The organism is Dyadobacter sp. CY345, from assembly GCF_021502725.1.
GTDB lineage: Bacteria > Bacteroidota > Bacteroidia > Cytophagales > Spirosomataceae > Dyadobacter.
Genome location: NZ_JAKFFS010000001.1, coordinates 923,558 through 946,675 on the forward strand (window position 1 = coordinate 923,558; position 23,118 = coordinate 946,675).

Here is a 23,118-nt window from a genome sequence, read left to right on the forward strand (position 1 = left end):
TTAATTACTTCGAATTCGCTTAAATAACGTACTGAAAATAAATGCCCGAATTTAATTACAAAGACGAGCTCTCCAAAATTCCCTTTGATCCGGGTGTCTATCGATATTTCGATGAAACCGGGGAGGTAATTTATGTTGGAAAAGCCAAAAGTCTTCGAAACAGGGTTTCAAGCTATTTCCTGAAATCGAATCAGCACGACCGGAAAACAAAACGTCTTGTCAGCCAGATTCGCAGGATAGAATATACCATAGTTCATACCGAGTGGGATGCTCTGTTGCTTGAAAATCAATTAATTAAGCAATTTCAGCCTAAGTTTAACATCCTATTAAAAGATGATAAAACATACCCGTTCATTTGCATCACGGATGAGCGTTTTCCAAGGGTTTATGTAACGAGGGAACTGGATAAAAAGAGAGGGACTTTTTATGGCCCTTTCGCAAATCTGCGATCGATGCATACGCTGCTCGATATGTTCAAATCGCTTTATACGATCAGGTCCTGCCACTTGCATTTATCCAAAGAAAATGTGGAGGCGGGGAAGTTTAAGGTCTGTCTGGAATATCATATCGGAAATTGCAAAGGGCCATGCGAGGCATTGCAGGAAGAGTCAGATTATAACGTCGAGATTGAACAGATTCACCATATGCTGAAAGGTAATCTCTCGTTGCCCCAACAATATTTCAAGGAAAAGATGCTTTCAGCCGCAGAACAAATGGCTTTTGAACAGGCACATTCCTGGAAAACGAAAATTGAGCATTTGTCTAATTTCCAGAGTAAGGCGACGGTTATAAATCCTAAAATTGGAAATGTTGATGTATTAACGATCGTTTCCGATGAAGAATCCGCCTATCTGAATTTTATGAAAATTACAGAAGGTTACATGATCGCCACGCAGACTTTCGAAGTGAAAAAGAAACTTGATGAAAGTGATGAAGATTTGCTGGCGATGATGATTGTTGAAATGCGTGATAAATATGGTACAGGAGCGAAGGAATTGATCAGTAATCTGAAACCGGATCTTGAATTGAAACTCGATCTTATCGTACCGCAGATCGGCGATAAAAAGAAACTGCTTGATATGTCCATGAAAAATGTGATGTATTTCCGTCGTGAAAAAGCTGAGCGCAGGGAAGTAGAAAATTCGGCGAGCTCTTCCAAAAAAGATCGCATATTGATCAAACTAAAAGCCGACCTACAAATAAAAACGCTTCCGAGGCATATCGAATGTTTTGATAACTCGAACATTCAGGGGACAAATCCGGTTGCTTCAATGGTGTGTTTCAAAGAAGGGAAAGCATCGAAAAAAGATTACAGACATTTCAATATTAAAACGGTTGTCGGGCCCAACGATTTTGCTTCCATGAACGAAATCGTCGGCAGGCGATATTTAAGACTAATCGCAGAAAACGAGCCGCTGCCGGATTTAATTATTGTCGATGGAGGTAAGGGACAGTTGAGCGCTGCCTGTGATGCTTTAAAAGGTCTTGGTATTTATGGGCAGGTTCCGATTATTGGTATAGCCAAACGTCTTGAAGAAATTTATTTCCCGGAGGATTCTCTTCCGCTCTATATTGACAAAAGATCAGAATCGCTGAAATTAATTCAGCAGATCCGGGATGAGGCGCACAGGTTCGCAATTACATTCCACCGAGATAAAAGAAGCAAGGGAAGTCTGGTTAGTGAGTTGGATGGAGTTGTTGGTGTCGGGAAGGTAACCGCAACGAAATTGTTGAAACATTTTGGTTCTATCCGGGCGATCCGGGAAAGTTCGGTCGAAACATTAACTGCGCTGATTGGCCTGGACAGGGCACAAAAGGTAAGGTCCTATTTTGATACAATGGCGCATCAGGATTAATATCTGCATATCGAAACGTTTAATTCCAGCAGACCTAACCAGGTTTTGCTGGAATTTTTTATTAATTAGCCTATCTCCCAATTTCTTTTCCTGCGACAAATCCGGTTGTCCATGCATTTTGAAAATTAAATCCGCCGGTAATTCCGTCCACGTCCAGTACCTCTCCTGCAAAATATAAGCCAGGCACTTTGTTACTTTCAAGTGTGTCCTGGTTGATATCAGAAAGAGAAATTCCACCGCAGGTTACAAATTCTTCTTTGTAGGTACTTTTACCTTTTACATCAAACTGACTATTTGTCAAAAGTTCGGCCATGCGGTTCAGCACTTTATTCGTTGCCTCCGACCAGCGTAATGCGTCATTGATTTCCGCTTTTTCTGTAAATGCCTTCCATAACCGTGATGGTAAACCAAACCTTGTGTGTGAATTAATCTGCTGTTTTGGCGTATTATTTTTCTCTGAGATCAAAAATTCTCTGACCTGTTGCTCATTCAGATCTGGCAGCCAATTAATTTTGAAAGTAAAATGATAGTTAAGTGCAGCAAGGTCGCGCGCGCCCCAGGCTGATAGTTTTAATATCGCTGGTCCGCTGAATCCCCAGTGTGTCAACATGACGGGCCCGCGCCATTCATGTTTTGTACCGATTATTTTAACATGTACATCCTGAACAGCAACACCAGATAAAGGAAGTAAGTATCCATCGGGAACATTAAATGTAAAAAGTGACGGCAGTGGTTCTACAATCGTGTGCTGATGTTCGCTGAGCCAGGAAAATCCGCTTACTTTGGGATAACCACCTGTCGCAATGACAAGCTTATCGGCTATCATGGATTCCCCGGAATCCAGGTTTATAGAAAACTTCGTCACGCCTGATTGATCAGTCCACCCGAAAGTTTTTACGCCCACGCTTGTCTGTACCTCAATGTTTAGATTTTTGGCAGTCTTAGTCAGGCATTCTATGATTGTAGTCGAAGAATCGGTAACTGGAAACATTCTGCCGTCTGCTTCCGTTTTTAGTTTTACCCCACGCTTTTCAAACCAGTTAACCGTGTCTTGCGCATCAAATTTTGCCAGAAGTTTTCGCAGGAATTTTTCACCGCGCGGGTAATTTTTTATGAAGAAGCGCAGGTCGGAAGGTTGGTGCGTGACGTTGCAACGACCGCCTCCGGAAATCCTGACTTTATTTAAGACTGTTTTATTTTTTTCCAGAATGACAATTTGAGCATCCGGATTTGTTTCTGCGGCGGTTATGGCGGCCATAAAGCCGGAAGCACCGCCGCCTATAATCACAATTTGCATGTTATGAACTGTTGAAAAGCCTACAAAAATGGATAGTAAGTTTTATAAAAACAGCAAATTCTTTTTCTATCTTTCAAAAGATATACTTAATCTGTAAATTTTACACTTCATCACAAATGACCGGATTATGGAAAATGTTGTTGTAATAGGTCTGGGAAAAGTTGGTTCGCTTGTAGCGACGTTGCTGAGCAAACGGTTTGCCGTTACGGGCGTTGACAAGGTAAAGCCTCCGATAACCGCTTCTTTTTCGTTTACCGCGGGCGATATTTCTGATACAGAATTTCTGGAAACAATTCTTTCCAATGCGGATGCCGTAGTTTCCTGCATGCCATATAACCTCAATTTACTTATCGCACAAGTTGCGAACCGGAAAGGTATCCATTATTTTGATCTGACGGAAGATGTGGGAACAACGGCTGCGATTCGCCAAATGGCCAGGGATAATAAGGGTGTGATGGCGCCGCAGTGTGGCTTAGCACCAGGATTCATTGGGATTGTTGGTGCAGATTTGGCAAAACGTTTTACAAAAATCCGGGATATTGAGTTACGTGTAGGCGCATTGCCGCGATATCCCAACGGCTTGATGGGTTACTCTTTCACCTGGTCGCCGGCTGGTGTTGTCAATGAATATATCAACGACGCCGAAGTCATTCACAATGGTGTAAGAAAAATGGTACCGTCATTAGAAGGGATTGAAATGATTAATATCGAAGGTCAGGAATTTGAAGCATTCAGCACTTCCGGCGGTTTGGGCACAATGTGTGAAACTTTCGAAGGAAAACTGGATACCCTCAATTATAAAACAATCCGATATCCGGGGCATTGCAGTTTAATGCGGTTTTTGCTTTATGAATTGATTTTGAAGGAAAAGCGTGAACTCGTTGAGCAGATTTTGACCGAAGCCAAACCGCCGGTCCAGCAGGATGTGGTATATGTTTATGCTGTCGTGGAAGGCTGGAAGGGAAACGTCCTGGAAAGAGAAGAATTTTACCGCGCCTATCATCCGATCGAAATCGACGGTCAGCATTGGCGCGCGATTTCCTGGACAACAGCAGCATCGATCGTTTCTGTTGTGGAAATGGTGGCGGACGGGACCTTGCCAGACCAGGGTTTTATCAAACAGGAAGACATCCAGCTGGACTTGTTCTTAGAGACAAGTAACGGCAAATTATTTTACTGACGATTTTTCTATTTGGTATATGATTGATATTAAAGAAACACTCAGCTCGCTGGGGATCAGTTCTGAAAATAATGGAATAAGTACAGGTCAAAAATCTTGGAAAGGTGGCGGAGAAATGCTTCATTCTTATTCTCCGGTTGACGGAAATTTAATAGGAAAAATCGGCTCAGCTTCAAACAATGACTATGAGCAGGTCGTCATGGTCTCAATGGCGGCATTCAAGATCTGGCGCTTGGTTCCGGCGCCGAAACGAGGAGAAATTGTTCGTCAGATGGGCGATCAGCTTAGAAGCAAAAAGCAGGCACTCGGAACCCTGGTAAGTTACGAAATGGGAAAAAGCTTACAGGAAGGATTGGGGGAGGTGCAGGAAATGATCGATATATGTGATTTTGCTGTCGGATTATCCCGCCAGCTGTACGGTCTGAGTATGCATAGCGAAAGGGAAAAACATCGGATGTACGAGCAATGGCATCCATTAGGAGTTGTTGGGATTATCTCAGCTTTTAATTTTCCGGTTGCCGTATGGTCCTGGAATGCAATGCTTGCCTGGGTTTGTGGAAATGTTTGTGTCTGGAAACCATCAGAGAAAACGCCGCTGACTGCAATTGCCTGCCAGAATATTATCCAATCAGTTTTGATCGAAAATGATCTGCCGGAAGGCATTTCCTCGATTGTGACAGGTGGAAGAGAAATTGGTCAGTATTTGGCAGAAGATAATCGGATTTCGTTAGTATCAGCAACAGGAAGTACCCGAATGGGAAGATCGGTGGGAGAATCGGTCGCGAAACGTTTAGGTAAAAGTTTGCTGGAACTGGGCGGAAACAACGCGATCATCGTTACGGATTCGGCTGATTTGAATATTGCTATTCCAGGAATTGTTTTCGGTGCGGTTGGCACGGCGGGACAGCGTTGTACATCAACCCGTAGGATCATTGTGCAGGAAAATGTTTATGACGAAGTGAAAAACCGGCTAATCAAAGCATATGGTCAGCTTAGAATAGGAAATCCGCTGGATGAAAATATTCATGTTGGGCCGCTTATCGACAAAGCTGCGGTTGAAAATTATTTGGACGCAGTTGAGAAAATTAAAGAAGAAGGCGGACGATTTATTGTCACTCCCAAAGTTTTAGAAGGGGAAAATTATCGATCAGGATGTTATGTTGCGCCTTGCATTGCAGAAGTAAATAATGACTACCCGATTGTACAGGCTGAAACTTTCGCGCCGATTCTCTATCTTATAAAGTACAGGACTTTGGATGAAGCGATAACACTTCAGAATGCTGTTCCGCAGGGTTTGTCCTCCTCAATTTTTACTTTAAATATGCGTGAGGCTGAGGAGTTCTTGTCGCAGTCAGGATCGGACTGTGGAATTGCAAATGTCAATATCGGAACTTCGGGAGCCGAGATTGGAGGAGCATTCGGAGGCGAGAAGGAAACTGGCGGAGGCAGAGAATCCGGTTCCGATGCGTGGAGAAACTATATGAGACGGCAAACAACTACAATAAATTACAGCGCGACGCTTCCACTTGCTCAGGGAATAAAATTTGAGTTTGAATAATTATTATTTCTAACTTTGTAGCTAACTTAGCAGACACACGCACATTTTCGGAACAAGTAGTTTGATATGAAATATAAATTAACATCCCAGCAGATCGCGTCTAATGTAGGAGGGGAAATTGTTATCCTCAATCATAATAAAGGTGAATATTACGGTCTTGATGAAGTTGGAGCATTAGTCTGGAATTCTTTGGAAGAAAAACCGCAGTCGTTGGACTCGCTTTGCGAAACGGTTTTGGAGGATTATGATATTGACAAACAGACATGTTTAGCAGATATTGAGTCATTGCTTAAAGATCTTATTTCCGAAAAGTTGGTAGAAGTAACCGAATAATCCGGTGATGAGGATTACAAATTATTGGTCAAAATGGAACGCATTAACGAACAGTACGAAAATTAAGTTTTTGTATGCTTCGGTCACACTTACTGTAATCAAAATAGGCTTGACGGTATTGCCTTTTAATCACTTTCGGAAATTGTTTCATTGGATCAGTTCTTCTGACAAAAAGAAAAATCTGAGAAAACAGGAAATTGATGAAATAGTCCGTGCCATTAATACATCAGCCAATATTTTACCATTTGAATTATTGTGTCTGCCACGCGCGTTGGCAGCAAAATTTCTACTTCGAAAAGTACCGTCTTTAAGTCTTGAAATAGGAATTGAAGTGAATAAAGACAAAGACTTTGAGGCGCACGCCTGGGTTGAAAAAGACGGAAATGTAATTATAGGCGACTGGTCTGAATCGATTTTCTATCAACGTTTATGGGTCTGGGAATGAATTTTATTGATCACACACATGCCTTTTTATAAAGCCTACGGGTTAAATATCTCCTCTGAAATTGAACTTCCTGAACTTAGCGTTGCAGAAAAAACTCCCAACATTGATCTTTATATCTCTTGTGGAAATATTGTTTTACGGGGATTGCGGAAGACACCCATTCACCGCAGAGGTATCCAGGCTTATCAGGCGATTGATAACGAAGGTAATTTAATTTTGCATTGGGATCAGGTTGCGAGCTTTAAAGCAATTCAAGGTAACCAATTAGTTGTAAGTCCTTTGACAAAAGATGCAAATTTATTAAGCCTCTTTACAATCAGCGAAGCCCTCGCCATGATTCTGTTTCAAAAAGGTTATTTTTTGCTGCATGCAAGTGCTGTAAAAGTTGGAAACAAAGCCTGGTGTTTTATGGGCGTCCCGGGCGCTGGTAAATCTACGACGGCAGCAGCGTTTGTCAAGGCAGGTTGTGCTTTATTAAGTGATGATTTGACGGCGATAAAATTTGATGAAACAGGAAAACCCTTTATCATTCCTGGATATCCGCAATTGAAAATCTGGGATAATTCTGTAAACGGCCTTGCTTATGACAGAGCTTCGTTACAACCCGTGAGTGAAGGCGTAAATAAATTCTCATTCCGGCCGCAAGGTGATTTTAATCTGGACCCGGTTGCTCTGGGAAATATTTTCTTTCTACATAGAGCAAAAAACCGGCCGGAACAGCAGGCGTTGAGTCCGCTCGATGTTCCTATCGAAACTTTAAAAAACTTTCCTTTACCGACTTCTTTTTTGAAAGGAAAATATTTGCAGGACCATTTTCAGCAAAGCTTTTTATGTGCCAAATCAGCTGGATTATGGCGCAGGAGGCGGCCAAATGGATTTGATCTGCTAGAAAAATGGGTGAGCGAGAGTATCTCTTCACAATCAGACATACTTTTGAATGCCATATAAAAAACTTTCTTCGCAGCTGCATTTTTTGACGCAGGCAAGCCTTGGAGGAAAGGTTGATGAAGCTATATGTCCGGAATCTGCGATAATACAGGATTGGGACGCAATTTATGAACTTTCCCAGTGGCATCAGATCGGCGCTTTGCTCTATCAACATTTTGAACGTACTGGTGCAAGTACCGGAACTTCCGAATGTTTTTATAAAGTAAAAGAACAAAGTCTGAACCAGGCGGTGTTTAATATGCTGTTTTTGAAGAAGTCCATTGCAATCAGCAGCGATCTGGCAAATCATAGCGTAGATTCATTTTTGATGAAAGGTGCCTTATGGGCCTGGCTTTTATATGAAAGTCCCGGCCTGAGAGAATTCGGCGATATTGACTTTTTTCTCCGGAAAGAAAGTATTAATGATGGGCTCAAAATCCTGGCCAGTCACAATTTTTTTCCTGATACTTACCGAAAGTATTTACTTGAAAATGAAAAAGTAGCAGCGTTATACTTCGAAACTGATTATCAATTGCCGCTCACACCAACAGGCAATGAAATAATCCAGTCTCTGGAAATACAGTGGAACACGACATATCCAAGGTATCACTACTCTTTTGGATGGAACGAATTGGCTAATAAAATGATGTCAGTCGAGGTTGCCAACACTACGCTTGAAGTTCCTTCAGAGGAAAATCAGTTTCTGATGATGATCGTGCATCATGCAGGTGTTGAGCAATGGGATAAGTTGAAATATATGGCTGACCTGGTCAGAATTCTTCGGAAGTTTGCCGGAGAAATGGATTGGACATATATCATTTCGGTGACGAAGCAGAAGGGATTTTATAAAATAATGCTTGAATCACTCGGTCTGGTAAATCTTTTGACCGGTGAAAATTACCTGGTTCATTGCGGTCAGGATCTTGAAAAGCAATATCCTTCAACTAAACTTTTTCAGAAGGTTGTACTTCACTGGGAGCATACCAGATTTAAACCAGTAACAAAATCATGGCAGATTTTTTACTTTAACATGATTTACCGAGACAGGCTACGTGATAAATTTTCTATTTTATTTAGTCACATAGCCTATCTTTTGGAATGGAGATTGATTATCCCCAAAGCGCGTTGGTATCGTAAAAAGCCTAACCCTTAGACCAGATTGATCTTAATCGTTCCTGAGACTGAATTTCCGGAAGTAAGTGTTGTCAGACCTTCACCATTGTTAAATGAATTTACATTTGCAGTTAATGGCTCAATTCCTACGCAGTCACGTGATGGCGGCGTATATACAACCAGATAATTAAACTTTCCTTCGCCGGTTTCCTGTTCAATTTGAAGTGTTACGTGCTGGTTTTCAGATATCAACTGCGTGATCGCTTTTCCTCCACCGCTTTTAACAATAAACGCATTATCCAGTGCCTTCTTAAATAAAGGCATTGAACCTTCAATAGGAAAAGGTGCTGTTTCAATTGGGCTCATCCGGTTATCAAAAACCACGATTGTATCTGATGGAATATTTATCTTCCAGGCATCAACAAGTTCATTTCCAAGCTGAAAATAGGGATGCCAGCCAAACATGGTAGGGCAGGGCTCCGTTCCAATATTTTTCGCTTCATAAGTAAGTGAAAATATTCCGTCAGCACTTAGTTTATATTTGACGGTAAAATCTACTGAAAATGGATAACCTTCGGGCTCTCTTATTTCGTAGGATAATTTGAGATAGGCGTGATCAGCTGCAACAACCTGTTCAACCAGAGTGAAATTATTTTTGCGGACTAATCCATGAATTGCATTATCATCGTTATTTAAAGGCAACTGATAGTGCTTTCCTAGAAATTTATATTTCCCATCTGGAATACGACTTGCGAATGGGAAAAGCAGTTCGCTCGCACTTTGCGTATCTTTTCTCAAAGCATTGGGTGTAGCAGGAGTTTTCAGCAGTGAGAAAAGTGTAACCCCTTTTCTTAGCGATAATTGGCGGATGATTCCCCCAAGCTCCGGCACGACAACACACCGGTTCGAAGTAGCAGTTTCCTGTATAACATATTCGGTCAGGTCGCCGTATTGTTGTTTTAATATCTCAAATGACATGGTGATAGGATTTAGGATTGCGGTCAAAGATTGTCGCAAAAGTAACTTAAAAATAAAAACCGGACAGTTTCGCTGCCCGGTTTTTAATAATTATTATCTATTCGAAATTAAACGGCCGAAGAATCTTTATCCTCTACAACCATTTCTCCCTTTTCTTTTTCTGTTTGTTTCACCGCTTCCTCATGGATTGCAGCTTCCTCATTAGAACGACGATTTATATAAGCCTGATAGCTGGTTTCCTTTTCGTAAGGGCGTTTGCCTATCAGTTTCTCCAAATCACTTTGGAACAAAATCTCTTTTTCTAACAATTCTTTCGCCAAAATTTCCAAGGCTCCACGTTTTTCATTCAGCATGTTTTTGACAAATTGATAAGCCTGATCAATCAGCTTACGAACTTCTTCATCAATGGCCTGCGAAGTAGACTCAGAGTAAGGTTTAGTGAACGAATAATCACTCTGTTTCGAATCGTAATAGGAAACATTTCCTATTCTTTCGTTCATTCCGTACATCGTTACCATACTGTATGCAACTTTCGTCACACGTTCAAGGTCACTCAATGCACCGGTTGAAATTTTACCAAAAATAACGTCTTCAGCAGCACGTCCGCCTAATGTCATACACATTTCGTCAAACAACTGCTCTGTTCGATACAAATACTGTTCTCTTGGCAAATACTGTGCATATCCCAAAGCTGCTACTCCACGAGGCACAATCGATACCTTAACCAAAGGATCTGCATGTTCCAGGAACCAACCTGCAACAGCATGGCCCGCTTCGTGATAAGCTACGATTTGTTTTTCCTCAGGCGAGATAAGTTTGTTTTTCTTTTCCAAACCACCGATTACGCGGTCCATCGCATCCTGGAAATCCTGCATCGTTACTTCCTCTCTGTCACGACGGGCGGCTATAAGCGCTGCTTCGTTACAAACATTGGCAATCTCAGCTCCAGCAAAACCAGGCGTTTGTGATGATAATTTCTGAATATCAACATCAACAGAAAGTTTCAAAGGTTTCAAATGAACTTTGAAAATTGCTTCACGACCAATAACGTCTGGTTTGTCGATCGAAATCTGTCTGTCGAAACGTCCCGGACGCAACAAAGCAGGATCCAAAACATCAGGACGGTTTGTTGCAGCTACGATAATGATACCTGAATCGGTAGCAAAACCATCCATTTCAACAAGTAGAGAGTTCAATGTATTTTCACGTTCGTCATTTGAACCAGGCATAGCACCGCGTCCACGAGAACGGCCAACAGCGTCAATTTCATCGATAAAGATGATACAAGGCGCTTTTTCTTTTGCTTGTTTGAAAAGGTCACGAACACGCGCGGCACCAACCCCAACAAACATTTCTACAAAGTCAGATCCTGAAAGTGAGAAGAAAGGAACACCTGCTTCACCGGCAACCGCTTTTGCAAGCAAAGTTTTACCAGTGCCCGGAGGGCCTACCAGAAGAGCACCTTTTGGAATTTTAGCACCCAATTTCTTGAACTTGTCAGGGAATTGAAGATATTCAACAATCTCCTTAATTTCTTCCTTAGCTTCGTCAAGACCTGCAACATCGTTAAAAGTGATTTTAACTTTATTTTCGGCGTCGAACAAAGTCGCCCGGGAACGGCCGATATTGAATATCTGACCACCAGGACCTACGCCACCCGACATTCTGCCGAGAATAAAATACATCACCAGAATCATAATGATGAAAAAGCCCCATGTTCCCAAAAAGCTTGTCCAATCATTTCGGGTATCGACGACGAGTTCTATTTTGTCGTCGTCCGGTATACCTTCCTGAATTTTGTCAAGATCCTTTTTAAACGTTTCTGCGGACGTTACCTGAAACTGATAATGAGAAACAGGTTCTCCGCCAAAATAATTGCCACCATTTTCAGATGTCAGAACCTTATATTTATCAAGTTTTAGCGCATCCGGCTTTAATGTTACTTCAACTGACTTATCATTAACTATCGTAACGCGAGCAACTTCCTTATCTGCAACCATTTTCTCGAAACGTTTTTGTGTCGTTTCGCGAATCGTGGATGTCCTGTTAAGGTAAGTTATCCCCAGGATAGTAGCAATCAAAGCAGCTATGATCCATCCCTGATATCCCTTCTGTGGACTTTTAGGATTTAGTGGACCTCTTTTGTTATCGTTCTCAGACATTCTTTATAATAATTAAGAGGAAATTTAATAAACAACATTTCGCATCCGATGAATGTTCACCTGCTACGATATTTACAGGACGGAATCTTCAAAGTGCGTTACAACCGCATCTCCCCAAAGCTCTTCCAAATCATAGTGCTTGCGACGATCTTTATTAAAAATGTGAGCCACTACATCCACATAATCAATCAATATCCACTCTCCGTTGGCTTTTCCTTCTTTTTGCCATGGGTCGGTCTTAGATATTTTATAAACTTCGTCTTCCACCGAATTGGCCAAAGCATCTATTTGAGTGTCGGAATTTCCCGAGCAAATTACAAAAAAATCTGTTATTGAATTTTTTACTTTCCTAAGGTCAAGGATTGTGATATCCTCACCTTTCTTTTCTGACATCCCTTTAGCAATAAGCTCGGATAAATCTTTTGATGATAGTTCTTTATTTTTGCGTTGTTTCATGCGTAGTTGATTCCCATTTCTATAAACCCTAAAATAAAGTAAAAAAATTGTACAACTCTATATATGATACCTTAATTATAGGTAAAAAAGTTATTTATCTGCCAAGTTGTCATTCAACAAACGACATAGCGGCTGAATTAGTACGCAGCGGATCGGGAATGGAAGGTGCGATTGTCATTACTGACGAACAAACAAAAGGCCGTGGACAAAGGGGGACGACCTGGATGTCGGAGCCGCGAAAGAACCTCACTATGTCGATTATTGTCACCCCGGCGTTTTTGCCAATTCCCGATCAGTTTCTGATAAGCCAAACTGTTGCTCTTGGGATAGCGGCCTACTTATCGGAGTATTCTGATCAGGTAAAAATTAAGTGGCCAAATGATATATATGTCGATAATAAAAAAATATGTGGAACGCTCATTGAAAATTCCATTCAGGGAACGCGGCTTTCCAGCTCAATTATCGGGATTGGATTAAATATTAATCAGAATAACTTCGAAAGTTCCCGTACTACTTCCGTGGCAATGATCACCGGGAAAAAACTTATAAACACAGAAGAGTTTTCCAAACTTGCCCATCACCTGGACGCCTGGTATCTGAAACTCAAATCAGGGAATCATCATGAAGAAATCAGGCAACACTATATCAGTCAGTTATTTGGATATAATCAGTTACGCCATTTTCGTTACAAGAATGAAATTGTTTCAGGAACGGTGACCGGCGTAACTGATTATGGAAAATTATGTATTTTTTTCTCTAATCAGCCTGATATTCAGGAAATTGATTTGAAAGAAATCGAATGGATATGGGATTAATCTTCAATTTTCGGTATTCCCCATTTCCCCAATATGACCATAGCAACGCAGCAAATCAATAGTCCAAGAGATTCTCGGGCTTCTTCGATATTGATGCTTCTCATCTGCGCTTCGCCGAAGAAGATACCTTCAAATTTCGGTGGCCACTGAAATACCGCTGCGACTAGATATCCGGCTGCAAGAGCGTAATAAACCCATGATGGCCAAAGGTTATTGACGCTCATGTAACAGGCGAGCGCGGCTGCGCTGTATGTAAAGATCCAAACAGTTGAATCAGGATCGTTGAACTGAAAATATGCAAAGAGCATAAATATCACTCCGAATATGATTTTGACGAATTTCATGTTTTTAATTTAGTGGGTTTGATGTTTATTATAAAGCTGATTTTAAGCTTTTATTACTATGCCAGCTATATATTTTTCGTCATTTGCAAAACTGACTTAAAGCAGTTGTTGCGTCATTATATCCAAGTTTTTCCGCTTGTTTTAAACTGGTGCAACCCAGATCTTTTTCTCCTTCGTTGTATTGGGACAGACCTAAGCCATAAAATGCTTTTCCATACTGCGAGTCCAATTTAATAGTCTGACGGAAAGCGAGTGTCGCTTTTTTGAAGTCCTGTGTACGGTAATAAGTATTTCCCAAATTATACCAGGCCTGTTTATTGTCCTGATTTAACTGTGTGGCTTTTTCAAAATCCATTATCGCGGGTTCAGTTTTATCTAACAACACATAAAGCTGCCCTCTGTTCAGGAAAACGTCGGATGTGTCCGGAGCGAGTTTGGCAGCTTGGTTGTAATCTGTAAGTGCTGAATCGAGATGATTATCGGCGGTATATAACAGAGCGCGGTTAAAATAAGGGCGATACGAGTTTGGCTGCAATTTTATTGCCTGATTGAAATCCATAAGCGCACTTGCGTACTCTTTCATTTCGTAATATGCCACGCCACGTGTATTTAGTGCTTCGGCGTTTGAAGTATTTTTTTCAATGGCTTTATTCAGGTATTCGATTGCTTCTTTGTTTTTGCCTTCACGCATCAAATCTTTCCCTTTTTGCAGGAAAGCGTCACTGGATTGAGAACAGGAATTAAGAAAAAGTAAAAAAAATAAAAAAAATATTCGGCACATAATCACGCATTTAGAGTTGTTTCGCACAAAAGTAAGACGAAACGTTAAATGAATGTTTTCTTTTTGTCAATAAAATGTCTTTATCTTTGCATCGGCAAATCGGAACTACCAGCTCCTTCCGAATCCCCCAGGTCCTGACGGAAGCAAGGGTAGGTGGTCGATGCGGTGAGATTCTCGGTTTGCCTTTTTTTATGCCCTTTCCATTCCATTCCACATCTTTTTTTTGCTTTTAGTCAGGGTTTTCTACTTTTGTGGAACAATTAAACTATTCAATTCTTGATATGAAATTTTTTATTGACACTGCTAATCTAAAAGAAATTAAAGAAGCACATGCCTTAGGCGTACTTGATGGCGTTACAACAAACCCATCGCTTATGGCAAAAGAAGGAATTACAGGGAAGGATAATATCATGAGACACTACAAAGCGATCTGTGATATTGTTGACGGAGATGTAAGTGCAGAGGTTATTTCGGTTGATTTAGAGGGAATGATTCGTGAAGGTGAAGAATTGATTGAGATTGATGATAAAATTGTTGTAAAAATTCCAATGACCAAGGAAGGCGTTAAAGCTTTGAAATATTTTTCAAACAAAGGCGTTCGCACCAACTGTACACTTATTTTCTCGGCAGGACAGGCATTAATCGCTGCAAAAGCTGGCGCAACTTATGTTTCTCCATTCATTGGCCGTCTGGACGATATTTCAACGGACGGTATTGGTCTGATCGAGCAAATCCTGACAATATATCGTAACTATGGTTATGAAACGCAGGTATTGGCAGCTTCTGTACGTCACCCAATGCACATTATCCAATGCGCAGAAGTTGGAGCGGACGTAATGACCGGACCTTTAAGCGCGATGGAAGCCTTGATGAAACATCCGCTTACTGATATCGGACTTGAAAAATTCCTTGCAGATTACGCCAAAGGAAACGCTTAACAAGAAATAGAACAAAATGAGAGGTTAGGTATTTTAGGAAACTAAATATCTAACCTCTTTTCTCAAAACCTGATTATTTTATTGATCAATTTATGACAGATTCAACAGAGCCTATTGTAAGACTGGAACGGGCAGATATCTACCAGGGTGACCGGCCTGTTTTAAATGATGTCCATTTTGAGATAAAAAATGGTGAGTTCGTATACCTGATCGGGCGTACGGGCAGCGGAAAAAGTTCGTTGATGAAGACACTTTATGGAGATTTGTGGTTACATACAGGCTCTGCAAAGGTGGTCGGGTATGAGCTCCATAACATCAAGCGTGTTGATATTCCTTTTTTAAGGCGCCGGATAGGTATCGTTTTTCAGGATTTTCAGTTACTTTCTGACCGTTCGGTTGAAGATAATTTGTCGTTTGTTTTGAGAGCAACGGGCTGGGAGCAGCAATCGAAAATTTCCAAACGTATTGCAGAAGTATTGATGCAGGTTGGTTTGGGGACTTCGCAAAAAAGAATGCCGCATCAGCTTTCAGGCGGTGAGCAGCAGCGTGTAGTGATTGCCCGTGCTATGCTTAATGAGCCAAGAATTCTGATTGCAGATGAACCTACGGGAAATCTTGATCCGGAAGTTGGTGATCAGATCATGCAGGTTTTCAGGACGATCAATAACGCAGGTACAGCCATTTTGATGGCGACACACAATTACGAGTTTCTAAAGAAATTTCCAGCGCGTACCATTAAATGTGAAAATGGAAGTGTAACCGAAGGATAAAAATATTTAAGATAACAATAAAAGCGACCTGGAATTTTACTTTCAGGTCGCTTTTTTGTGCCAAGATAAATTAAAATCTTATTTCGCTGTCAAATCAATAAACGGAATAATAACCTCTTCAAGTGAAACACCGCCATGCTGGAAGGTATCGCGGTAAAGGTTTACGTACTGGTTGTAGTTGTTCGGATACGCGAAGAAGTAATCTTCTTTTGTGAATACGTAAGAAGTCGAAACGTGCGGTTTTGGCAAGAAAATTCGCTCTGGCTTGCGGCATACCATTAAATGATTATCATCGAAGCCAAGGTTTTTTCCGTGTTTATAACGTAAGTTCGTATTGGTTTCGCGGTATCCGATAATTTTAACAGGCTTCTGAACACGAATCATACCATGGTCAGTAGTTAAAATTAGTCTGCACTTTTTCTCTGCCACTTTTTTGATAAAGTCCAAAAGTGGAGAATGCATCAACCAGGATTTAGTAATGGAACGATAAGCAGATTCATCCGGAGCCAGTTCTTTGATCATCTGCACATCCGTACGCGCATGAGAAAGCATATCAACAAAATTGTAAACTACCACATTTAACTGGTTGTTCAACAAATTGTTAAAGTTGTCGATAAGCGATTTTCCCTGGTTGGTATTCAGAATTTTATTGTAGGAAGACTTGATATTAAAATGGTTGGTCTCCAATTGTTTTTGAAGAAAATCAAACTCATGGTTGTTCAAGCCTTCTTCACCATCCGGCGTGTTTTCATCGCTTACCCACCATTGTGGATGTTTACGCTCCATCTCACTCGGCATCATACCTGAGAAAATAGCATTACGCGCATAACCCGTAGTCGTCGGTAGAATTGAGTAGTAAGAAGTTTCTTCCTCGACATTGAAATATTCCTGAATGATCGGCTGAATCACTTTCCATTGATCATAACGGAAATTATCGATCAGTAAAAAGAACACAGGCTCGGTTGATTGTTTCAGGTAAGGGAATACTTTCTGTTTCATCAATTGATGAGAAAGAATCGGACGGTCTGCTTTTGGATCGTTCAGCCAGCCTTCATATTCCTGTTCAATGAATTTACAGAAATTCGCATTAGCATCACTTTTCTGCATGCTGAAAACCTCCGACATTCCCTGATCGTCAGAATTTTCGAGTTCCAATTCCCAGTAGATCAGTTTTTTATAAATATCAGCCCATTCTTCATGCCCAATCCTGTCCTGATATTGCATCGCAAGATTTCTGAATTCCTGCTGATAACTTAATGTAGTCTTTTCAGTAACAAGTCTTTTGTTGTCCAGAATCTTTTTTACGGAAAGTAAAATCTGATTTGGGTTAAGGGGTTTTATCAAATAATCATCGATTTTTGAACCGATGGCATCTTCCATGATATGTTCTTCCTCACTTTTTGTAATCATCACGACTGGAAGCATTGGCTGCATTTGTTTGATTTGTGCAAGTGTTTCCAGTCCGGTCATACCCGGCATCATTTCATCTAAAAAAACAATATCAAACCGGTCATTTTCAATACGATCAAGGGCATCTGCTCCACTGTTTACAGGTGTAACATTATACCCTTTATTAGTCAAAAACATGATATGTGGTTTAAGAAGATCTATTTCATCATCAGCCCAAAGGATGTTATATTGCATAGGTTAGTTTTTCAATTAATAATAGTTAAACAAAGAAAATTAACGTGCCAAAGTATGATCTGGTATTATAAAAACGGGGTTTTAACATAAATTAAGACGAAAATAACAATTTTGGGCATGACTTTAATTCCCGGATTTATTACTTTTTCACCTACAAATTTATGATAAAAACCTGCGTGTCACGCGGTCAAGATCATCTGGTGTATCCACACCATGCGAATCGTCGGAGGTCACAACCGCCTTGATCGAATATCCGTTTTCGAGCCACCTGAGCTGCTCAAGGGCTTCTGCTTTTTCGAGCGCGGAAACTTCCAGTTTTGTTATTTCAGCAAGCACATCCACACGGTAAGCGTAAATGCCAATGTGCTTATAATAGGTATGCGTTTTAAGCCAATTCTCGGTCTCCACACCGCGTAAATAAGGAATTGTCTGCCTGCTAAAATATAAAACTTCCCCTCGCTTATTCAATACTGCTTTCGGAACATTTACGTTGAATAAAATATCTTCTGAATCAATAATTTTTACAAGCGTGGCCAGTTCTATCTCGCCATTCAATTCTTCGGCAAGGTTATTGATAGGCTCAGGACTAATAAATGGCTCGTCGCCCTGAATATTAATTACATAATCAAATTTTCCGTACGTTTTTGTCAAAGCCTCATAACATCTGTCTGTCCCGCTTTGATGATCAGTAGAAGTCATAACCGCTTTTCCGCCAAAATTTTCGACATGGTCAAAAATTCTTTCGTCGTCGGTTGCTACGATAACCTGACTGAGTTGTGTAGCTTTGGAAGATTGTTCATAGACGCGCTGAATCATCGATTTTCCCCCGATATCGACCAATGCTTTGGCGGGAAAACGGGTTGATGCGTAGCGCGCTGGTATTATACCTAGTATTTGCACGTGTTTATAGTTTGAATGATATTATTTCAAATTTTGTTTCAAAATAAAGCTAAAAATTGCAAAAAGTTTTCTCATATACGTTTTCACAAAATATCTGGCGGATACTCCCTCACCCGGATCCGGATATCAATGAATGGGCTATCGAATTGCGGGAAAGTTCGGAAAAGAAAGTGTCATTTGCGATAATTGATCTGTCTATTCCGGAATTACGCTGGCAAGTTACGCCAGAAGGCGCAGATTGGTGGACTTCGTTGACAGCATTTTCAAATCAACATTTATTTTTGCATAACTACCGATATCCGGATTTGCCACAGCCAACGGATCTGCTGTCGGTCTCTTCCAGGGATGGTAATTTACTCTGGGCATTGCCTAATTACGTACTGGTCCGGACGTTAGAAGGAAAAGAGGTGGAGGTGGCAACCCAGCGTGGAGATAAATTTCAATATGCGATCTGCGATGTTGATTCAGCCGAATTGTCGGAGCTTTCGGAGGACATGAAACAAATTTCCCGGCAAATAATTTTAAAACAACCTGTTCGTTACAAGGAAAAGGATGTCTATTTTGAACGTCTGTCGTCTTTTTTATCGGAAACTGTGGGTATTTCCAAACCCATTTGTATCGATTATCTGGACGAAAGGCCCTATATGATGTTTTCTTATTATATTTACGAGCAAGAAAAGATAGTACAATATCTTCTTATCGTGACAGATAAAAAGGAAATCGTATTTCAGGAGCGGTTATCTGAGGGGCGTGATGGCGTTGGCCAGTCGACCATGTTGCTGAAAAACGGTGTATTGGTATATCTAAAAAATAATAATGAATTTTCGAGTTTAACATTTTCTGACTGAATGAAATACATAGTGTACCTAGCCATTTTGGCAGGTTTTTTAACAAGAGCGGTGAATGCCCGTGCGAATGGTGTAAGTGCTGTTGATTCGATAGGGTTTGAGAAGGTAGGAGGTAAGATTTTTGTTTTGCATAAAGTCAATCAAGGTCAGACTATGTTTGCTGTCGTGAGGCAGTATGGTACAACCATTCAGGCACTTCGTGATGCAAATCCCGGCATTAGCGATGCTGTTCAGTTGGGTCAAACGTTGCGTGTTCCTTACACGCCGAGAGTGAGTAAAAAGGAAGCAAAAAAGGAGGAAGCTAAAAAAGAGGAAGTGAAACCTGCGGTAAAGGATGCAAAACCATTGCCTCCACCATCGACAGCTACGCCTACGGCTGATGCAAAGGTTGCTGTGGCTCCAAACGGAATTCACAAGGTTGAGGCGGGACAAACACTCTATCGTGTTGCTGTGAAATATGGTGTTTTGATGGCGGATCTCCGCAAATGGAATAATCTGAAAGATGATAATCTTACAGACGGTCAGGAATTAATTGTTAGTGAAAAAGGTGCAGAAAAGGCAAAACCAGTTCCTGTACCAGAGCCGAAAAAGGTTGTGACAAATGTGGTGAAGGATTCTGTGCGGGCCAAGGCAGCAGTTGCTGAAAAAGTGATGAAACCGGTTGAAGAGGTTGCGCCGCCAAAAGTTGTAACAGGAAAGCGCAAGTCAGAATCCGGGCTCGCAGAGGTTATCGAAACAGATGAAAGCACTAGTAAATTTCTTGCGCTCCACCGAAATGCCCCGATCGGCGCTTTGGTAGAAGTTTTGAATGAATACAATCAGGAAAAAATCATTGTGCGCGTGATCGGTAGAATTCCGGAAACCAGTGTGAATGATGATATTATTATCAAGTTATCGTCACGTGCCTTCGAAAAAGTTTCGCCGAATAGTAAGCGTTTCAGAGCGGTAATCAGCTATTTGGAAACCAATTAGCGAATCGAAGAAATTTAAATGAGACTGGATTGGTTTATTAATTAGATATCATAAGTCTCTCATCACAAATTAAATTCTGAAAATACACGTAATGAAACATTCACCCGAGTTCAGATCAAAAAGAGAAGAAGAACGAGCAGCACTAAAGAAAACTACCGGATATAAATTGTGGAGTGTTTTGTTTACGCTTATGTACCCGTTTATAGCTATTTTCACCTTCGTTTTTTCTTGCATCGTTATGTTCTTTTCCGGGATTTCGCGAGCTTTGGCTTACGTGTTAGGAAAAAGTCATGCTGAACATTGAAGTTGAATTAACACCCATATCACAATCCATCACCGATTTACTGGAATCAAAAGCTGAGGAATATAATCAGCCGGATTTTATTCGCCACGATCCAATCAGTATACCGCATCGTTTTTCCAAAAAGCAAGACAAAGAAATTATGGGATTCTGGGCAGCGGTGCTTGCCTGGGGACAGCGAAAAACGATTATAAACAAATGTCTGGAATTATCCGAATTGATGGATCACGCTCCTTATGACTTTGTTAAAAACCACCAGGATAGCGATCTTGAAAAATTTTTAAATTTTAAGCACCGGACGTTCAATGCTACGGACACGCTTTACTTTCTCCATTTTTTTCAAAATTTTTACAAACAGCATGACTCTCTGGAGTACGCTTTCAGCAGTCATATGACGGCAACTGATGTCACCATCGAAAATGGACTGATAGGTTTCCACGACCTCTTCAGCGACTCAGAAAACTTCCCAACCAGAACTAGAAAACATATAGCAACGCCGGTGCGTAAATCGTCTTGTAAGCGGTTAAATATGTTTTTGAGATGGATGGTGAGAAAAGATAAGAAAGGTGTTGATTTTGGGATATGGAATACAATTAAGCCATCGCAGCTGGTCTGCCCCTGTGATGTTCACGTTGATAGAATTGCGAGGAAATTGGGTTTGATTCAAAGACCAATAACGGATTGGAGAACAGCAATCGAATTGACAGCATCCTTGCGTATGTTAAATCCAAACGATCCGGTTTTATACGATTTTGCATTATTCGGTTTAGGGATTGAAGGGTTCGCTAAGGAAGAATTTTTAATTTGAAATTAGATTTTTGGTATTCATTATGTCACCCTTTCAGGGTTTTTGTAGTTGCTTGTTGCTCTTTTTTCTATAATACTTTCATCCCTCCGGGATTATAGAAAATTCTGATATATAAAAAATAAAAACAATAAATAATATTGTCAGAAAACAAACCCGAAGGGTTGATATTATTTTAGAGCATGGTAGAATGAGCCCAGATCCAAACCCCGAAGTGGGTGATATAACCTGCTCGTAAATTCGAATTGGCAACCTCAGAAAATTTTGTAAATTAATTATGTCACCCTTTCAGGGTTTTGATCGTTGCTTGCTACTCTTTTTCTACAATACTTTCGTCCCGTCGGGATTGTAGAAAATCCTGATATATCAAAAATAAAAACAATAAATAATATTGTCAGAAAACAAACCCGAAGGGTTGATATTATTAGAGAGCAAGGTAGAATGAGCCCAGATCCAAACCCCGAAGTGGGTGATATAACCTGCTAGTGAATTCGAATTGGCAACCTCAGAAAATTTTGTAAATTAATTCTGTCACTCTTTCGGGGTTTTGATCGTTGCTTGTTTCTATTTTTCTATAAAACTTTCATACCTCCGGGATTGTAGAAAATCCTGATATATCAAAAATAAAAACAATAAATAATATTGTCAGAAAACAAACCCGAAGGGTTGATATTATTATAGAGCATGGTAGAATGAGCCGAGATCCAAACCCCGAAGTGGGTGATATAACCTGCTAGTGAATTCGAATTGGCAACCTCAGAAAATTTTGTAAATTAATTCTGTCACTCTTTCGGGATTTTGATCGTTGCTTGTTTCTGTTTTTCTATAAAACTTTCATACCTCTGGGATTGTAGAAAATCCTGATATATCAAAAATAAAAACAATAAATAATGTTGTCAGAAAACAAACCCGAAGGGTTGATATTATTATAGAGCATCGTAGAATGAGCCCCAGATCCAGACCCCGAAGTGGGTGATATAACCTGCTAGTGAATTCGAGTTGGCAACCTCAGAAAATTTTGTAAATTAATTCTGTCACCCTTTCCAGGGTTTTGATCGTTGCTTGCTCCTCTTTTTCTACAATACTTTCATCCATTCGGGATTATGCAGATAAATCTGTCGATATCAAGGATTTCGCAAACAAATGTGCCATAATAATCAAGTAAACAAACCCGAAGGATTGACATTATTATAGAGTATGATAAAATGAGCCAGGATTCTAACCCCGAAGTGGGTGACATAATCTGCACTTGAAATCTTATTGACAGCCCTACAAGATTTTAAAATTAATTCTATCACCCTTTCAAATTTTAGATCGTTGGTTGTTTCTGTCTTTCTACAATACTTTCGTCCCTTCGGGATTATGCAGATAAATCTGTCGATATCAAGGATTTCGCAAACAAATGTGCCATAATAATCAAGTAAACAAACCCGAAGGGTTGACATTATTATAGAGCATGACAGAATGAGCCCAGATCCAAACCCCGAAGTGGGTGACATAACCCGTTCGAAAATTCGTATTGACAGCCTCACAAGATTTTTTAATTAATTCTGTCACCCTTCCAAAGTTTAGATCGTTGGTTGTTTCTGTTTTTCTATAATACTTTCATCCCTTTGGATTTTGCTAACAAAAGCGATATCTAAGAATCGAAAACAAAAGTGCCAGAACAATCGAAGGCTATTGACAATTTGGAAT

At 40.5% G+C, this 23,118-nt stretch carries 21 protein-coding genes; 13 read left to right on the forward strand and 8 right to left on the reverse strand.

Features of this window, described 5'->3' with window-relative positions:
* The first annotated feature begins 41 nt into the window (after positions 1 to 41).
* The gene (gene uvrC, locus L0657_RS03880) at positions 42 to 1,856 is read left to right on the forward strand and encodes an excinuclease ABC subunit UvrC (RefSeq protein WP_235149081.1); all 1,815 of its coding nucleotides are present in this window, start codon (positions 42 to 44) and stop codon (positions 1,854 to 1,856) included.
* Positions 1,857 to 1,926: 70 nt separating this feature from the next.
* Here the strand turns inward: uvrC and L0657_RS03885 are convergent, their stop codons facing one another.
* The gene (locus tag L0657_RS03885) at positions 1,927 to 3,153 is read right to left on the reverse strand and encodes an NAD(P)/FAD-dependent oxidoreductase (RefSeq protein WP_235149082.1); all 1,227 of its coding nucleotides are present in this window, start codon (positions 3,151 to 3,153) and stop codon (positions 1,927 to 1,929) included.
* Positions 3,154 to 3,280: 127 nt separating this feature from the next.
* Here L0657_RS03885 and L0657_RS03890 point away from each other — a divergent pair, with 127 nt between their 5' ends.
* From L0657_RS03890 to L0657_RS03915, 6 genes are all read left to right on the forward strand, one after another.
* Entirely contained in the window at positions 3,281 to 4,333 is a 1,053-nt protein-coding gene (locus L0657_RS03890) for a saccharopine dehydrogenase C-terminal domain-containing protein (RefSeq protein WP_235149083.1), read from the forward strand.
* Between the two features lie 19 nt (positions 4,334 to 4,352).
* A complete protein-coding gene (locus tag L0657_RS03895) occupies positions 4,353 to 5,891 on the forward strand; it encodes an aldehyde dehydrogenase family protein (protein ID WP_235149084.1) in 1,539 nt (512 codons plus the stop codon).
* Between the two features lie 66 nt (positions 5,892 to 5,957).
* The gene (locus L0657_RS03900) at positions 5,958 to 6,224 is read left to right on the forward strand and encodes a PqqD family protein (protein ID WP_235149085.1); all 267 of its coding nucleotides are present in this window, start codon (positions 5,958 to 5,960) and stop codon (positions 6,222 to 6,224) included.
* Positions 6,225 to 6,231: 7 nt separating this feature from the next.
* Complete coding sequence (locus tag L0657_RS03905; RefSeq protein WP_235149086.1) at positions 6,232 to 6,669, forward strand: lasso peptide biosynthesis B2 protein; 438 nt, start codon at positions 6,232 to 6,234, stop codon at positions 6,667 to 6,669.
* Between the two features lie 18 nt (positions 6,670 to 6,687).
* Entirely contained in the window at positions 6,688 to 7,617 is a 930-nt protein-coding gene (locus L0657_RS03910) for a serine kinase (RefSeq protein WP_235149087.1), read from the forward strand.
* Positions 7,607 to 8,749: a nucleotidyltransferase family protein gene (locus L0657_RS03915; RefSeq protein WP_235149088.1), complete on the forward strand. Its 1,143-nt coding sequence runs from the start codon at positions 7,607 to 7,609 to the stop codon at positions 8,747 to 8,749. The genes L0657_RS03910 and L0657_RS03915 overlap by 11 nt, the downstream gene beginning before the upstream one ends.
* Here L0657_RS03915 and L0657_RS03920 read toward each other — a convergent pair.
* From L0657_RS03920 to rsfS, 3 genes are all read right to left on the reverse strand, one after another.
* On the reverse strand, positions 8,746 to 9,687 hold the full coding sequence (locus L0657_RS03920) for an aldose 1-epimerase (protein ID WP_235149089.1): 942 nt from the start codon (positions 9,685 to 9,687) through the stop codon (positions 8,746 to 8,748). The genes L0657_RS03915 and L0657_RS03920 overlap by 4 nt on opposite strands.
* 107 nt (positions 9,688 to 9,794) lie before the next feature.
* Positions 9,795 to 11,849, reverse strand: coding sequence for an ATP-dependent zinc metalloprotease FtsH (ftsH, locus tag L0657_RS03925; RefSeq protein ID WP_235149090.1), 2,055 nt, complete (start codon positions 11,847 to 11,849; stop codon positions 9,795 to 9,797).
* 72 nt (positions 11,850 to 11,921) lie between these two features.
* On the reverse strand, positions 11,922 to 12,305 hold the full coding sequence (gene rsfS / locus L0657_RS03930; RefSeq protein WP_235149091.1) for a ribosome silencing factor: 384 nt from the start codon (positions 12,303 to 12,305) through the stop codon (positions 11,922 to 11,924).
* 47 nt (positions 12,306 to 12,352) lie between these two features.
* On the opposite strand from rsfS, the gene L0657_RS03935 reads away from it, so the two are divergent.
* A complete protein-coding gene (locus L0657_RS03935; protein ID WP_235149092.1) occupies positions 12,353 to 13,120 on the forward strand; it encodes a biotin--[acetyl-CoA-carboxylase] ligase in 768 nt (255 codons plus the stop codon).
* Here L0657_RS03935 and L0657_RS03940 read toward each other — a convergent pair.
* Both L0657_RS03940 and L0657_RS03945 read right to left on the reverse strand, forming a co-directional pair.
* Positions 13,117 to 13,464 (reverse strand): transmembrane 220 family protein, encoded by a 348-nt coding sequence (locus tag L0657_RS03940; RefSeq protein WP_235149093.1) that lies wholly within the window; start codon positions 13,462 to 13,464, stop codon positions 13,117 to 13,119. The two genes, L0657_RS03935 and L0657_RS03940, sit on opposite strands and share 4 nt — an antisense overlap.
* Positions 13,465 to 13,543: 79 nt before the next feature.
* Complete coding sequence (locus L0657_RS03945) at positions 13,544 to 14,245, reverse strand: tetratricopeptide repeat protein (protein ID WP_235149094.1); 702 nt, start codon at positions 14,243 to 14,245, stop codon at positions 13,544 to 13,546.
* A 281-nt stretch (positions 14,246 to 14,526) separates the two neighbouring features.
* Here L0657_RS03945 and fsa point away from each other — a divergent pair, with 281 nt between their 5' ends.
* Complete coding sequence (gene fsa, locus L0657_RS03950; RefSeq protein WP_235149095.1) at positions 14,527 to 15,183, forward strand: fructose-6-phosphate aldolase; 657 nt, start codon at positions 14,527 to 14,529, stop codon at positions 15,181 to 15,183.
* Positions 15,184 to 15,275: 92 nt separating this feature from the next.
* Complete coding sequence (locus L0657_RS03955; RefSeq protein ID WP_235149096.1) at positions 15,276 to 15,953, forward strand: cell division ATP-binding protein FtsE; 678 nt, start codon at positions 15,276 to 15,278, stop codon at positions 15,951 to 15,953.
* 78 nt (positions 15,954 to 16,031) lie between these two features.
* On the opposite strand, the gene L0657_RS03960 is transcribed toward L0657_RS03955, so the two are convergent.
* Both L0657_RS03960 and kdsB read right to left on the reverse strand, forming a co-directional pair.
* Positions 16,032 to 17,597: a bifunctional response regulator/alkaline phosphatase family protein gene (locus L0657_RS03960; protein WP_235149097.1), complete on the reverse strand. Its 1,566-nt coding sequence runs from the start codon at positions 17,595 to 17,597 to the stop codon at positions 16,032 to 16,034.
* A gap of 159 nt (positions 17,598 to 17,756) precedes the next feature.
* Complete coding sequence (gene kdsB / locus L0657_RS03965; RefSeq protein ID WP_235149098.1) at positions 17,757 to 18,497, reverse strand: 3-deoxy-manno-octulosonate cytidylyltransferase; 741 nt, start codon at positions 18,495 to 18,497, stop codon at positions 17,757 to 17,759.
* Positions 18,498 to 18,553: 56 nt separating this feature from the next.
* Here kdsB and L0657_RS03970 point away from each other — a divergent pair, with 56 nt between their 5' ends.
* The 3 genes from L0657_RS03970 (at position 18,554) to L0657_RS03980 (ending at position 21,426) form a co-directional block, all read left to right on the forward strand.
* Entirely contained in the window at positions 18,554 to 19,345 is a 792-nt protein-coding gene (locus tag L0657_RS03970; RefSeq protein ID WP_235149099.1) for a DUF4905 domain-containing protein, read from the forward strand.
* Positions 19,346 to 20,317 (forward strand): LysM peptidoglycan-binding domain-containing protein, encoded by a 972-nt coding sequence (locus L0657_RS03975; protein WP_235149100.1) that lies wholly within the window; start codon positions 19,346 to 19,348, stop codon positions 20,315 to 20,317. It begins immediately after the preceding gene.
* Between the two features lie 290 nt (positions 20,318 to 20,607).
* Complete coding sequence (locus L0657_RS03980) at positions 20,608 to 21,426, forward strand: TIGR02757 family protein (protein ID WP_235149101.1); 819 nt, start codon at positions 20,608 to 20,610, stop codon at positions 21,424 to 21,426.
* Positions 21,427 to 23,118 lie beyond the last annotated feature (1,692 nt).

Excerpts from the sequence above, each read along its gene's own strand:
- uvrC (WP_235149081.1), top strand. The coding sequence starts at position 42 with ATGCCCGAATTTAATTACAAAGACGAGCTCTCCAAAATTCCCTTTGAT.
- L0657_RS03885 (WP_235149082.1), bottom strand. The coding sequence starts at position 3,153 with ATGCAAATTGTGATTATAGGCGGCGGTGCTTCCGGCTTTATGGCCGCC.
- L0657_RS03890 (WP_235149083.1), top strand. The coding sequence starts at position 3,281 with ATGGAAAATGTTGTTGTAATAGGTCTGGGAAAAGTTGGTTCGCTTGTA.
- L0657_RS03895 (WP_235149084.1), top strand. The coding sequence starts at position 4,353 with ATGATTGATATTAAAGAAACACTCAGCTCGCTGGGGATCAGTTCTGAA.
- L0657_RS03900 (WP_235149085.1), top strand. The coding sequence starts at position 5,958 with ATGAAATATAAATTAACATCCCAGCAGATCGCGTCTAATGTAGGAGGG.
- L0657_RS03905 (WP_235149086.1), top strand. The coding sequence starts at position 6,232 with ATGAGGATTACAAATTATTGGTCAAAATGGAACGCATTAACGAACAGT.
- L0657_RS03910 (WP_235149087.1), top strand. The coding sequence starts at position 6,688 with ATGCCTTTTTATAAAGCCTACGGGTTAAATATCTCCTCTGAAATTGAA.
- L0657_RS03915 (WP_235149088.1), top strand. The coding sequence starts at position 7,607 with ATGCCATATAAAAAACTTTCTTCGCAGCTGCATTTTTTGACGCAGGCA.
- L0657_RS03920 (WP_235149089.1), bottom strand. The coding sequence starts at position 9,687 with ATGTCATTTGAGATATTAAAACAACAATACGGCGACCTGACCGAATAT.
- ftsH (WP_235149090.1), bottom strand. The coding sequence starts at position 11,849 with ATGTCTGAGAACGATAACAAAAGAGGTCCACTAAATCCTAAAAGTCCA.
- rsfS (WP_235149091.1), bottom strand. The coding sequence starts at position 12,305 with ATGAAACAACGCAAAAATAAAGAACTATCATCAAAAGATTTATCCGAG.
- L0657_RS03940 (WP_235149093.1), bottom strand. The coding sequence starts at position 13,464 with ATGAAATTCGTCAAAATCATATTCGGAGTGATATTTATGCTCTTTGCA.
- L0657_RS03945 (WP_235149094.1), bottom strand. The coding sequence starts at position 14,245 with ATGTGCCGAATATTTTTTTTATTTTTTTTACTTTTTCTTAATTCCTGT.
- fsa (WP_235149095.1), top strand. The coding sequence starts at position 14,527 with ATGAAATTTTTTATTGACACTGCTAATCTAAAAGAAATTAAAGAAGCA.
- L0657_RS03955 (WP_235149096.1), top strand. The coding sequence starts at position 15,276 with ATGACAGATTCAACAGAGCCTATTGTAAGACTGGAACGGGCAGATATC.
- L0657_RS03960 (WP_235149097.1), bottom strand. The coding sequence starts at position 17,597 with ATGCAATATAACATCCTTTGGGCTGATGATGAAATAGATCTTCTTAAA.
- L0657_RS03975 (WP_235149100.1), top strand. The coding sequence starts at position 19,346 with ATGAAATACATAGTGTACCTAGCCATTTTGGCAGGTTTTTTAACAAGA.
- L0657_RS03980 (WP_235149101.1), top strand. The coding sequence starts at position 20,608 with ATGCTGAACATTGAAGTTGAATTAACACCCATATCACAATCCATCACC.